The organism is Halorubrum sp. SD612, from assembly GCF_002135005.1.
This window is the reverse complement of record NZ_NEWI01000092.1, coordinates 1-11,977: the sequence shown is the minus strand read 5'-3', so window position 1 is coordinate 11,977 and position 11,977 is coordinate 1. Positions and strand designations below refer to the sequence as shown.

The window sequence follows — 11,977 nt, the reverse complement described above, 5'->3', positions numbered from 1 at the left end:
TACTGGCGCGGATCGAGGACGGCGAGCGACCCCGGGTGTACGACCTGACCGTCGAGGAGACGCACAACTTCGTCGCGAACGGGCTCGTCGTCCACAACTCCTCGGACCGCTCCGCGATGCACGAGGGGCTCGAACAGCAGAAGATCTCCGTCTCGAAGGCGGGGATCAACGCGACGCTGAAGGCGCGGTGTTCCCTGCTCGGCGCCGCGAACCCCAAGTACGGCCGGTTCGACCAGTACGAGCCGATCGGCGAACAGATCGACTTGGAGCCGGCGCTGATCTCACGGTTCGACCTCATCTTCACCGTGACGGACAGCCCGGACCCGGAGCACGACTCCCGGCTGGCGAAACACATCATCAAGACGAACTACGCCGGCGAGCTCAACACCCAGCGCGAGGAGCTGGCGAGCTCGGAGTTCACCTCCGAACAGGTGGCGGAGGTGACCGAGGAGGTCGCGCCGGAGATCGACTCCGAACTCCTCCGTAAGTACATCGCCCACGCGAAGCGGTCCTGCTTCCCGACGATGACGGAGGAGGCGAAGGAGGTGATAGAGGAGTTCTACGTCGACCTGCGCTCGAAGGGCGCCGACGAGGACGCGCCCGTGCCGGTCACCGCCCGGAAGCTGGAGGCGATGGTGCGGCTCTCCGAGGCGAGCGCGCGGGTGCGGCTCTCAGACACCGTCGAGCGCGAGGACGCGGACCGCGCGACGGACATCGTCGAGTCCTGTCTCAAGGACATCGGCGTCGACCCGGAGACGGGCCAGTTCGACGCCGACGTGGTCGAGACGGGCACGTCGAAGAGCCAGCGCGACCGCATCAAGAACATCAAGGGGCTCATCGCCGACATCGAAGAGGAGTATCAGGAGGGCGCGCCCGTCGAGGAGGTGCTCGACCGCGCGGGCGAGATCGGGATGGACCAAGGAAAGGCGGAGGGAGAGATCGAGAAGCTCCGCACGAAGGGCGAAGTGTACGAGCCCAAGCAGGGCCACCTCCGGACGACGTAGATGGACCGGATCTCCGCGATACGGAACGTCGAGGACGCGCTCCGCGAGTTCGAGGACGGCGACGCCGACCTCGCGGCCACCGAGCGTCGCGTCGCGGCCGTGCTCCGGACGTACGCGACCGAGTTCGACGGCGAGGGCGACGTGTTCCGCGCGGTCGGGGACGACCCGGTCGACGGCACCGTGGTCGTCGCGCCCTCTGAACCGGCCGCGCGCGAGCGCGTCCTCGCGGCCAGCGGGGTCGACGACGCACCGGACGGCGGGGAGGAGCCCGCGTTCGACGTCGAGCGGTTCTAGTTACTGACCCCGGCCCCGCGGACGCTGAATCGATCCGGCGTCACTGATGCCGACTGAAACGTTCCGGTCCGGAACGGATATATTTCAAAATCGACCACCGGCGGGCGTGCTGCTGGTCGTGACGTACTCGGCGGCCGCTAGGACCGGCCTCCGAAACCTCTGTCGTCGCCACGAGTCGGTCGTCGCGCGGCGGTTCGGTCGCGCCGCGCTGCTCGACGAGACGGAGTACGCGGCGTTCCTCGCGCTGCGGCTGCGGGAGTCGCACGGCGGGGACGTACAGATAGAGCGCACCGAGCCGTTCAACGAGTTCGTCGCCGTCGACGACGCGGTCCGAGAGGCGGCCGCGGCCTACGCCGACCGGTCCGCGAAGTCGACGCCGTACGCCGCCTTCGCGGCGGGGACGGACCACCCGGACCCGGACGCGATGCGCGGCAGAGAGCTGTGACCGGGGCGAGGTCGACGCAGTCGGGGTCGAACCGAGAGGATAGCGAGGACGGGTCGGACGCCGTCAGGAGGAGTCCCGCTCCGGGCGAGGTACTCGGACGACTCCCCGCCGACGCCGGGCTCCGGCGACAGCTCGCGGCGGCCGCGCGCTCGCGGGAGCGGACCGCGTCCGTCGCGGGAGAGATCGCGGACATCGAGGCGGAGCTCGCGGGGATCGAGGTCGAACCAGTCGACCTGACGGCGGCGCGGCGGCGGGTCGCCGAGGCGACCGGAGAGATCGAGCGGCTGAAAGAGCGGGTCGCGGCGCTGCGGGGCGACGCGCGGTCGACGCCGAGACGGACGAGACGCTCGACGACTTGGAGGCGGCGGCCGCGGAGCTGTCGGCCGCGCAGACGGAGGCGATCGCCGCCGAGCAGGCGCTCGAACGCGCGAGAGCCGAAGCCGCCCGCGCCCGGGACGAGCGTCGGCGTCGACTGCGGCTCCGCGACCGGCTCCGAAACCGGCGCGGCGTCGCGCGCCGCGAACTCGCCGAGGCGATGTATCCCGAGTTCCGACGCGCGCTCGCGGTCGTTCCGAGCGGCGATCCGAGCGCGGCCGGGACGGGACCGGGCGCGTACGACGGAGACCCGGTCGCGGCGTCGCTCGCGGCCGTCAGGACCGCGGCGCTCGACGGACCGGTCGAGCTGCGCGGCAGCGCGGGGCGGCGGATCGAGGAGTCGGGGCGGAGCCCGCGGTCGCTCCTTCGGACGGCCGATGTTCGCTTTCGAGGCGCGCGCGACGGGCGCTGAACCCGACGGGGGCGGGTTCGCCTGAGCGTTAAATACGATTCCGCGGGACCCGGCGCATGGAACTCGACTGGTCCGTCGACCGGGAGGGGGACGCGTCGCTCGTCGGTTTTCGGGTGCGCAACGACGGGGCAGTCCCGCGGCGTGTTCGGATGGAGAGCCGGCTGAACGGTCCGCTGCTCCCGCCGCGGCGCGGCGGCGTCCCCGAAGCCGGGTGGGACGCAGCGGGTGTGACCGCGGTACTCGACCCGGGCGAGCGCGCGGCGTTCGGGTTCGCCGCGCTCGCCGACCCCGTCGACCCGCCGGTCGAGATCGCGAACGTCGAGCCCGTGTCGTCGGACGCCGACGAGGCGCACGAGACGGCCGCAGGCGGGACCGACCTCGCACGGGCGGCGGTCCGGGACCTCGAATCGTATCGGCCGCCGCGCGCCGCCGTGGACGGAGCGGAAGGGCGCCACGGGACCCCGGACGCGGGCGGCGACGCGGGGGCCTCCGGTTCGGACGGGCACTTGCCGGGCCGGGAGGATGCCGAGGGCGACGGCGACGCGGAGAGAGTCGCGGCGCGAGTCGAGCGCCACCCGGACCAGTCGGCTACGCCCGAGTCACCGCGGGGAAGTGCGGCCGGTGGCGGCGTCGACGCGTGGTTCGCGGCCGTCGAGGCGCGGATCGAGCGGGCGGAGCGCCTGACCGACGCCGACCTCGCGGCGGCGACGACGGTCGTCGAGGAGGTCGACGGCCTCGACGGGGTCGGAGCGCTCGACGAGCGCGTCGCGGCCGACGCCGAGCGGCTGCGGGCGGTCCGCGACCGTGCTGCGGCGCTGGCGGACCGCGCCGAGGAGAGCGAGATCCCGGTCGAGGCGCTGGAGGCGCTGGCGTGATCCTCGCGGTTGCGGGCGGGAAAGGCGGCGTGGGGAAGACGACGCTCGCGTACAACGTCGCCGCCGCGCTCGACGCCGTCGTCGTCGACGCGGACCTCGGGATGGCGGACCTGCCCGACGGCCGCGGCCCCGACCTCCACGACGTGCTCGCCGGCGCGGCGGCCCCGACGGAGGCGCTCCGTCCCGGCCCGGTCGACATCGTCCCGTGCGGGCGGACGCTGGCGGGCGCTCGGGCGGCCGACCTGACGCGGTTGGCGGAGGCGGTCGCCGCGGTCGAGCGCGAGTTCGGGACGGTCGTCGTCGACTGTCCCGCCGGACGCCGCGCCGACGCCGGCGTGCCGCTCGCGGTCGCGGACGCCTGCCTCCTCGTCGTCTCGCCGCGCGCGTTCGCGCTCGCCGACGCGATCCGGACGCGAGAGCTGGCCCGAGAACTCGACGCCGGGTTGGTCGGCTGCGCGGTCAACCGCGTGACCGAGCCGCCGCCGGTAGACCCGATCGGCGACGCGCTCGGGGCGCCCGCGGAGGTCGTCCCGGCCGACCCCCGCGTCGACCGCTCGGTGGCGACGGAGCGGCCGGTCACGACCGCCGCGCCCGAGAGCGAGGCCGCCGCGGCGGTCCGGGCGCTCGCGCGACGCGTTCCGGAGTGAATGCCGGAGGGGGCGCCGCCGTCGCGACGGGCGCGGCGCGACATCGGGCCTTTTTACCTCGGGCGTGCCCTCAGCGAGGACGATGCTCGGAGTCGCGTTCGTCGTCGGCGTCGCGGTCGTCGCCGCGCTCGCGGTCGCCGTGGGGCCGCTGTACGCGGCCGACCGGTTCCGCGACCTGCGGGAACCGACGGACGCGGAGCGAGCGCAGATCGTGGCGCTGGCGGAACCGGGCGGACTCGCCGTCGAGCGCGTCGCGATCGAAGCCGTCGACGGCGCGGGCGGGGACAGCGCCGCAGCCGACGGTCCCGCCGAGGTGTCGGTCCGGGGACCGCCCCGTAGACGGGTGCTGTTCCTCACCGAAGACGTGTTGACCGACCTCGACGAGGACGCCGCAGTCGGGCTGTTCGCGGCGGAAGCCGGCCGCGTGACGACGTACTACGCCGAGTTCCGCGCCGTCGCCGTCGGCGCCGTGCTCGGGGCGCTGGCCGCGGTCGTCACGACCCTCGTCCCCTTCGAGTCCGGGTTCGCCGCGCTCGTCGCCGTGGGGCTCGTTTCTTTCTGGGCCGGTCGGCGGGTCCAGTACGCGGCGGACGCCCGCGCCGCGGACGCGGTCGGCGCCGACCGCGTCGCCGACGCGTTCGAGCGCGTCGCGGAGCGCCGCGGCGTCGAGCCGGAGACCGGCGACTGGTCGACGTGGTTCGAGGTACAGCCCCCGCTCGGGGATCGGGTCGCGCGGCTCCGCGAGCGGGCTGCCGACGCGGAGTAACGAGTGAAGGGACCGAGGCGGCCGGGGTCAGTTCCCCGAGCGCTGAGCGACGGCGGAGTCGGGGCCGACGCGGACGTCGTAACCCGCGACGGTGAGGGAGACGTCGGCGTCGGACCGCCCGGCGACGAGCGAGTTCAGCGCGTCGGGGTCGACGTGTTCGTACAGTACCACGCCCTCCTCGGGGAGGTCCGCCGGATCGACGCCGGCGAGATCAGCTATCGCTTCGACGACGGCAAGACTGGGACTGGGACCGCTGCCCCCGTGACGGACGCGGGCCCGCTCCGGAACCGAACCGGAGCCGCTCGATTCGGCCGTTACGCTGTTCATACCCCCTAGAGGCGGATATCACACATAAATCAGTCGTCCAATTTATCATATATGATGCCTTGCCCGCGACAGAGTCTCTGAACCGGGAGCCGGGCGCGTCTCGGTCCCGGAACCGTTACCAACCAGCCGCACGCGTGTAGAGACAACTCGAATGCGACTCCCGGAACGACAGCTCGCGGTCCTCGAGGCCGCGAGCGCGACGGACGAACGAACGGTGGCAGAGATAGCCGCGGAGACCGACCTGAAGCCGGAGACGGTGGCCGGCGCGGCCTTCGACCTCGCCGACGAGGGGCTCGTTGAGGTCGGTTCGGTGACCGACCGGACGCTCGCGCTCACCGACGAGGGGCGGCGCTACGTCGACGAGGGGCTACCCGAGACGCGGCTCTACCGCGCCGGCCGCGACGCGGGGGCCGACGCCGACTCGGTCTCGATGGGCGCAGTCATCGGTGAGGCGGCGTTGGACGGTCCGGAGGTCGACATCGCGCTCGCGAACTTCGCGCGGAAGGGGTACGGGAGCGTCGACGGCGGCGAGCTCTCGGTCGACCCCGACGCCGATCCCGACGACGCCGAGGCGACGGCGCTCGCGGCGCTCGCGGAGGCCGACGCCGACGGGGGGAGTCTCGACGGGGACGCCCTCGACGTTGACGAGGCCGTGATCGATCGGCTCGACTCGCGCGGGCTGATCGCGGTCGGCGAGTCCGTCACGCGGACGGTCCGGCTCACAGACGAGGGCGTCGACGCGCTGATGACCGGCGTGGAGGCGACCGAGACGGTCGGGGCGCTCACGCCTGAGCTCCTCGCCAGCGGCGAGTGGCGGGACGCCGAGTTCGCCGCGTACAACGTCGAGGCGGAGGCGGAGACGGCCCGCGGCGGTCGCAAGCACGTCCTCCGTCGGACCGCCGACCGCGTGAAGGACGTCCTCGTCGGCATGGGGTTCCAAGAGATGGAGGGCCCGCACGCCGACGCCGACTTCTGGATCAACGACTGCCTGTTCATGCCGCAGGACCACCCTGCCCGGACCCACTGGGACCGGTTCGCGCTCGACGTGGACCGCATGGAGTCGATTTCGGACGAACTGATGGCCCGCGTCGAGTCGGCCCACCGCGACGGGTGGGGCGACGACGGCGACGGCTACCACTCGCCGTGGTCGGAGGAGTTCGCCCGCGAGGTCGCCCTCCGCGGACACACCACGTCGCTGTCGATGCGATACCTCTCCGGGGTTGCCGGCGCGGAGCTGGAGCCGCCGCAGCGCTACTTCTCGGTCGAGAAGGTGTACCGCAACGACACCCTCGACCCGACGCACCTCCTGGAGTTCTTCCAGATCGAGGGGTGGGTGATGGCCGAGGACCTCTCGGTGCGCGACCTGATGGGCACCTTCGAGGAGTTCTACCGGCAGTTCGGGATCACGGACATCCGGTTCAAGCCGCACTACAACCCGTACACCGAACCCTCCTTCGAGCTGTTCGGGGAACACCCGGAGACGGGCGAGGAGATCGAGATCGGCAACTCCGGCGTGTTCCGGGAGGAAGTCACCGGCCCCCTCGGCGTTGACTGCGACGTGATGGCGTGGGGGCTCGCCTTAGAGCGGCTCGCGATGCTCACCACCGGCGCGGAGGACATCCGCGACCTCCACGGGACGCTCGCGGACATCGAGTTCCTGCGGGACGCGGAGGTGAGCTACTGATGCCCGTCGTCGACGTCGACCCGGACGAGCTCCGCGAGCTCACCGGTCACGAGGAGAAAGACGACGAGGAGCTGAAGGCGGACCTGTTCGGGCTCGGCCTGGAGTTCGAAGGCGAGACCGACGACGGCATGTACCAGTTCGAGTTCGCGCCCGACCGGCTCGACCGTCTCTCCGTCGAGGGGGTCGCCCGCTCGCTGCGCTACCACTACGGCGACGCGCGAGGCGTCTACGTGCCGAACACGAACGACCCCGAGTGGAGGATCGAGGTCGACGAGTCGGTGCCCGACGAGCGCCCGTACGTCACCGGCGCGGTGGTCCGCGGCCTCGACCTCGACGAGGCGGCGCTGGAGTCGCTGATCCAGCTCCAAGAGAAGCTCCACGCGACGATGGGACGGGGGCGCGCGAAGGGCGCCATCGGCATCCACGACCTCGCGATGGTGAAGGGCGCGCCGCTCCAGGAGGGCGCAGAACCGTCGATCACCTACCGCGGCGTCGACCCCGAGGGCGACACGTTCGTCCCCCTCGACGCGAACGACGAGCTGAGCCCGGCCGCGGTGCTGGAGGAGCACGCCACGGGCGAGACGTACGCCGACCTCGTCACGGACCTCGATCGCTACCCGGCGATCTACGACGAGCTCGGCCTGTTCTCGTTCCCGCCGGTGATAAACGGGAAGCGCACCGAGGTGACGACGGGGTCCCGCGAGCTGCTCGTCGAGCTCACGGGCACCGACCAGTGGACTATCGACCGGATGTGTAACATCATCTGTTACGCCCTGTCGGCCCGCGGCGCGACGATCGAGGAGGTCGAGGTGAACTACGCCGACGGCGCGACGCACCCGAGCGAGTACGGCGCGGAGCTCGTCCGGCCGAACCTCGACGTCGATGAGAAGACGGTGTCGCACGAGCGGATCGAGACGCTGCTCGGCGTCGACTTCGAGCCCGAGGAGGTCGTCGACTGCTTCGAGCGCGCCGGACTGGACGCCTCGTACACGCTCGGCGAGGACGTCCGCTACGAGGTGGAGATCCCGCCGTACCGCGTCGACGTGCTCCACCCCCTCGACCTCGTCGACGACGCGGGGCGCGCGTACGGCTTCGACAACCTGACGCCGCGCTACCCCGACGTGGGCACCGTCGGCGGGCGCCACGAGCGCTCCCGGCTGGAGGACGCGGTCCGTACGAGTCTCGTCGGGCTGGGCTTCGAGGATCTGCTGAACTTCCACATGACGAGCGGGACCGAGAACTACGACCGGATGCGGATCGAACCGGGCACGGGCGGCGCCGCGGTCGGAGACGGCGACGGGGTATTCGGCGGCGGCTCCCCCGTCGAGATCACCGAGCCGTACAGCGAGGAGTACACCCAGCTCCGAACGTGGGCCCTCCCGTCGCTCGTCATGCTGTTGGAGCGGAACACCCACAACGCCTACCCGCAGGACGTCGCCGAGGTCGGCTTCGTCGCCGAGCGCGACGACGACGCAGACACGAACGTCGCCGAGTCGCGGCACGTCGCCGGCGCGGTCGCCCGGCGCGACGCCTCCTATGAGGCCGCGAAAGGCCGGCTTCAGGCGCTGTGCGACGACTTCGACGCCGACCTAGCGACACCCCGAGTCGAGCATCCGACGTTCATCGATGGCCGCGCCGCCGCGGTCGTGATCGACGGTGAACGCGTCGGCGTGATCGGTGAGATCCATCCCGCGGTACTCGTCGAGCACGATTTGGAGGTGCCGGTCGCCGCCTTCGAGTTCGACCTCGACGCGCTGCGGTAGACTCTCGACCGGATCACGTACCGACGCCGGACTTTCCGTTCGGTCGGTTCTATCACGGATTATCACGGAGAGTGGCTGGAGCAGAAGACATATATTCCCCTTAGCGCAGTTCCCGAGCATGGACTGCGAGAGATGCGGCGTCGACGCCACGCTCACGCACCGGGACGTCGACGGGTTCGCGTACTACCTGTGTGAGGCCTGTATCGGCGGGTGGGACGCGGTTCGGACGCGATCGCCCGAGGCTTCGGACGAGAGTCGCTCGGCCGCGCAGTAGGCCCGAGCACCGGGTCGGCGGCGCGCGGTGACGCCGGGGGGACGCTCGCCAGCGAGAGCGACGCGCAGTGCCCCCGACAAGATGCGTGCCCGCGAGAGCGACGCGCGCAGAGTGGTCAGTAGGATCGAAACGGAAGGCGGTGATCGGGGCGCCCCCCCTCCCACCGCTTCTCGGCAGGGAGCACGCCGACGCGGGGGAATGATCCCGCGACGCGGTCGATGACGGGATCAGTTTTGTGTTGCGAAATCTAGCTCTGAATACCCGTACCTGTAGCACGTAATGCCGTTCTCCTCACAGTGCTTCGCAAGCTCTCTCGGCGGGACATCCTCCTCGAAATCCCGAAAGAATGCGACTGTTACATTGTCATCGACCGTGTAGCCGAACACCTCGAAGTCGTGCCCGGAGAAGCTCTCGGAGTTACACCGCCGGATCGCTTCCTCGTTTTCTCCGTCGTCGTACATCGCGAGCTGTCCGGCGATCCGGCTGGCGTGTCCCGAGTCGTCGCTCATTCGCCCGGCCCACCGTCGAGATCTCGGTCGTAGGGGCCGATCGGCGTCACCAGTTGAACGAACTCGCGGTCAAATTTAGCACCGGTCTTGCGGTCACGCAGATACTGAAACACACCGTCAGTCTCGTCGCTCGCGACGCATTTCTGACACCAGAAGTGGTGATTCGTCGGTTCCCACAAGCGGTGGCCGCGGGGACAGACGTACCGCCACCTGTCCTACCGGTCTTCGATCCACACCACTTCTTTCGGAGGCATCAGTTCCGAACGAAGTACCGGTGTTAAAAAGAAAATACCCTGACTCGCACGGTGAAACTGAAAGAGGTCATGTCCGGCGATTGTGTTGCGGTTCCTCGGTCGATCGGGGATTTCAAACCCCGGCGCGTAGTGGTCAAACATGGCTTTCGTGCCCTATCACGGAAGCCCGCGCGGACCGGCTGTCTCCAGCAGTGGGGTCTGCTTTGCTTCGAGCCGGGACCCATCGGAGAGCGACGGGTCCGCAAGAGTGCTTCCGTTGATTCGGATCTAACGTAGCGGGTAATTGTATTTTGATACTATATAGCATTACATACAAACTGATTAGAAGCAGCCAGACACATCGTAGGTGATGTTATCACACCCGAACCGATTCGTAGGTGTATGCGGCCGCTGGTGTCGTGGATGACCAAGTCGGACCCGGCGATCTTGGAGTTGCTACACGAGTCCGACCTAGATCTGCCTCCCGCGGTTATTTCTCACAACGTCGCTGGAGTGTCTCATCCGACGGTGAAACGGAGGCTTCCGATTCTCGACGAGCATGGACTCGTCGAGAGGGTCTCCGAGAAGCGGGGGTACTATCGGATCACCGAACGCGGTTGTGCGTACCTCTCCGGCGGTCTCGACGCCGACGATCTCGAAGAGAAGTGAGCCGACCGGTCAGTTACTCGACGCCGAGCTCCCGAGCTGCGTCCGCCGAAATCGTGAGCCCGGCGTCTGCCGTAGTCACAGATTCGTCGAGGACATCGTCCAGAACCTCGCGGAGTTCCGTGATGAACGAGCTCGGGCGTTCCACTTGGACGCGCGTCGTCGACTTGTCGGCGTAATTCAATCCGCGGTGTCGAACGTACGTCCGTGCGAATGATCGTCGAACCGATCGAGGCACGTCCCACACAACCGCCGGCAGGTGGTCAAGGGACGTTTTCCCGCCGGTCGGCGCGCCCATCGCGACGAGGCACCGACCGAGAACCGTGCCGTCACAGGTTGGGACGATCTCGCTCGCGCGGCCCGGCTCATCGACGTTGCGGGTGCGTGTCTCGACGCCGAGGCGCTCGAAAGCGTCGCGGATCTCCTTTGCGCCCACCCGGCTCCCTGGCGTCACCGCCGGGACGTAGTTCCCCGCCGGGATGCTCCCCCCGGCGAGGACGTGCGCGAGCAGGCCGACGAGCGCGGCCGCCGTCTCACTATCGGGGTCTGGATCGAGCCAACCGCGGTCGATCGCGGTGTTGATCCCCCGAACCGGGTCGGGAACGACATGCTTGAGCCAGCCGCGGACGCGCTCGTCAGGGAGGTCAAGCGCACGGCCGACGCGGACCCGGCCGGCGTTCGGATTCTCGGCGGCGTACTCTCGGACGCGACGGTAATCGAGCACCTTCTCCCACGGGTCCGGATACACGCGATCGCTGTAAGTCCGGGAGATAGATGTGGCCGTGGGTTCCATAAGTAGTGCGTCCAAGTCAACTGATTTGACTCTGCTCATCTAATTTTCTCCGCTGATATTCGTGCCAGTAAGTACATAAGCTAGGTCCGTCTTTTCTTCAGTAACCAGCAACCGATCTGAACGGGTACGAGACCGAGTATGCGCCGACGACGGCGCTTGTGTCTCCGGATCTCGTTCATCGGTGGCCGCTGGGTTCAAACTATGAAACCAAGCAACCAATCCAACGCGGAAGACAGGGCAGTAAGTCCCGTCATCGGCGTCATCCTCATGGTCGCGATTACTGTCATCCTGGCGGCCGTCATCGGGACGTTCGTCCTTGGTCTGGGTGACCAGATAGGCGATACTGCGCCGCAGGCGAGTTTCGATGTTGATGATGCTACTGCTGACGCAACTAATGGCGTTAGTCTCACACTCGCCAAAACCGGTGGACAGGATCTAGATGCAAGAGACTTAGTCTTGAGTGTTGACGGATCACGAACAAACACTAGCGTTGAGTCTGGGCTGGGGTCAAATACGTGGCAGACTGGCCAGTCAGTGCGCTTCACTGACGAGGGTAGCGCTTCGTACTCCTCTGGTGACCGTGTAACGGTCAGGTTGATTCACGACCCGTCCGGAAACGCAATTTACTCGACGACGCTCACAGCCGAGTAACTCTCGCTGAATTTACCTCCATCGGCTTTCTATTTCGGTCCGGTAACGTAACCCGAGTACATCTGTATTAAACGGCTGAATCGTCGCCGGGTCGAGGTCGCTACAAGCGTCACAAATATTCTCTTCTGACTGATACTGTCAGCTAAATATTCTTTAGGTTAGAGTGTGATTAGCAAGTATGTCCACGCTTGACGCCGCCACTCTTGACGACCTCCGCGACGCTCTCGCGGAGGTCGAAGATAAAAAGCCGACACAGCGG

General features: G+C 68.5%; 13 protein-coding genes and 2 pseudogenes. 12 read left to right on the top strand and 3 right to left on the bottom strand.

What is annotated here, in order from left to right:
- From B9G38_RS11065 to B9G38_RS11035, 7 genes and pseudogenes are all read left to right on the top strand, one after another.
- Window positions 1–1,004: pseudogene (locus B9G38_RS11065) on the top strand (ATPase); the annotation flags it as partial.
- A complete protein-coding gene (locus tag B9G38_RS11060; RefSeq protein ID WP_086215228.1) occupies window positions 1,005–1,298 on the top strand; it encodes a hypothetical protein in 294 nt (97 codons plus the stop codon).
- Window positions 1,299–1,404: 106 nt separating this feature from the next.
- On the top strand, window positions 1,405–1,743 hold the full coding sequence (locus B9G38_RS11055) for a hypothetical protein (RefSeq protein WP_086215227.1): 339 nt from the start codon (window positions 1,405–1,407) through the stop codon (window positions 1,741–1,743).
- Window positions 1,740–2,530, top strand: a pseudogene (locus B9G38_RS11050) (hypothetical protein). Before B9G38_RS11055 ends, B9G38_RS11050 begins: the two are co-directional and overlap by 4 nt.
- Window positions 2,531–2,586: 56 nt before the next feature.
- Window positions 2,587–3,405: a hypothetical protein gene (locus B9G38_RS11045; RefSeq protein WP_086220411.1), complete on the top strand. Its 819-nt coding sequence runs from the start codon at window positions 2,587–2,589 to the stop codon at window positions 3,403–3,405.
- Window positions 3,402–4,052: a chromosome partitioning protein ParA gene (locus B9G38_RS11040; RefSeq protein ID WP_086220410.1), complete on the top strand. Its 651-nt coding sequence runs from the start codon at window positions 3,402–3,404 to the stop codon at window positions 4,050–4,052. The genes B9G38_RS11045 and B9G38_RS11040 overlap by 4 nt, the downstream gene beginning before the upstream one ends.
- A gap of 82 nt (window positions 4,053–4,134) precedes the next feature.
- Window positions 4,135–4,818 (top strand): peptidase, encoded by a 684-nt coding sequence (locus B9G38_RS11035; RefSeq protein ID WP_086220409.1) that lies wholly within the window; start codon window positions 4,135–4,137, stop codon window positions 4,816–4,818.
- Between the two features lie 27 nt (window positions 4,819–4,845).
- Here the strand turns inward: B9G38_RS11035 and B9G38_RS11030 are convergent, their stop codons facing one another.
- Window positions 4,846–5,145 carry a HalOD1 output domain-containing protein gene (locus B9G38_RS11030; RefSeq protein WP_086220408.1) on the bottom strand — a complete coding sequence of 100 codons (300 nt, stop codon included), beginning with the start codon at window positions 5,143–5,145 and terminating at the stop codon, window positions 4,846–4,848.
- 151 nt (window positions 5,146–5,296) lie between these two features.
- Here B9G38_RS11030 and B9G38_RS11025 point away from each other — a divergent pair, with 151 nt between their 5' ends.
- From B9G38_RS11025 to B9G38_RS18070, 3 genes are all read left to right on the top strand, one after another.
- Window positions 5,297–6,829, top strand: coding sequence for a phenylalanine--tRNA ligase subunit alpha (locus B9G38_RS11025; protein WP_086220407.1), 1,533 nt, complete (start codon window positions 5,297–5,299; stop codon window positions 6,827–6,829).
- Window positions 6,829–8,592 carry a phenylalanine--tRNA ligase subunit beta gene (pheT, locus tag B9G38_RS11020; RefSeq protein WP_086220406.1) on the top strand — a complete coding sequence of 588 codons (1,764 nt, stop codon included), beginning with the start codon at window positions 6,829–6,831 and terminating at the stop codon, window positions 8,590–8,592. The genes B9G38_RS11025 and pheT overlap by 1 nt, the downstream gene beginning before the upstream one ends.
- A gap of 118 nt (window positions 8,593–8,710) precedes the next feature.
- Window positions 8,711–8,866, top strand: a complete 156-nt coding sequence (locus B9G38_RS18070; protein ID WP_155120046.1) for a hypothetical protein — start codon at window positions 8,711–8,713, stop codon at window positions 8,864–8,866.
- A gap of 227 nt (window positions 8,867–9,093) precedes the next feature.
- Here the strand turns inward: B9G38_RS18070 and B9G38_RS11015 are convergent, their stop codons facing one another.
- Complete coding sequence (locus B9G38_RS11015; protein WP_086220405.1) at window positions 9,094–9,375, bottom strand: hypothetical protein; 282 nt, start codon at window positions 9,373–9,375, stop codon at window positions 9,094–9,096.
- Window positions 9,376–10,010: 635 nt separating this feature from the next.
- Between B9G38_RS11015 and B9G38_RS11005 the strand changes: the two genes are divergently transcribed.
- Window positions 10,011–10,277, top strand: coding sequence for a winged helix-turn-helix domain-containing protein (locus B9G38_RS11005; protein ID WP_086215218.1), 267 nt, complete (start codon window positions 10,011–10,013; stop codon window positions 10,275–10,277).
- Window positions 10,278–10,290: 13 nt separating this feature from the next.
- Here the strand turns inward: B9G38_RS11005 and B9G38_RS11000 are convergent, their stop codons facing one another.
- The gene (locus B9G38_RS11000; RefSeq protein ID WP_086220404.1) at window positions 10,291–11,067 is read right to left on the bottom strand and encodes a hypothetical protein; all 777 of its coding nucleotides are present in this window, start codon (window positions 11,065–11,067) and stop codon (window positions 10,291–10,293) included.
- A gap of 201 nt (window positions 11,068–11,268) precedes the next feature.
- Here B9G38_RS11000 and B9G38_RS10995 point away from each other — a divergent pair, with 201 nt between their 5' ends.
- Window positions 11,269–11,718: a type IV pilin gene (locus tag B9G38_RS10995; RefSeq protein ID WP_086215216.1), complete on the top strand. Its 450-nt coding sequence runs from the start codon at window positions 11,269–11,271 to the stop codon at window positions 11,716–11,718.
- Window positions 11,719–11,977: the final 259 nt, after the last annotated feature.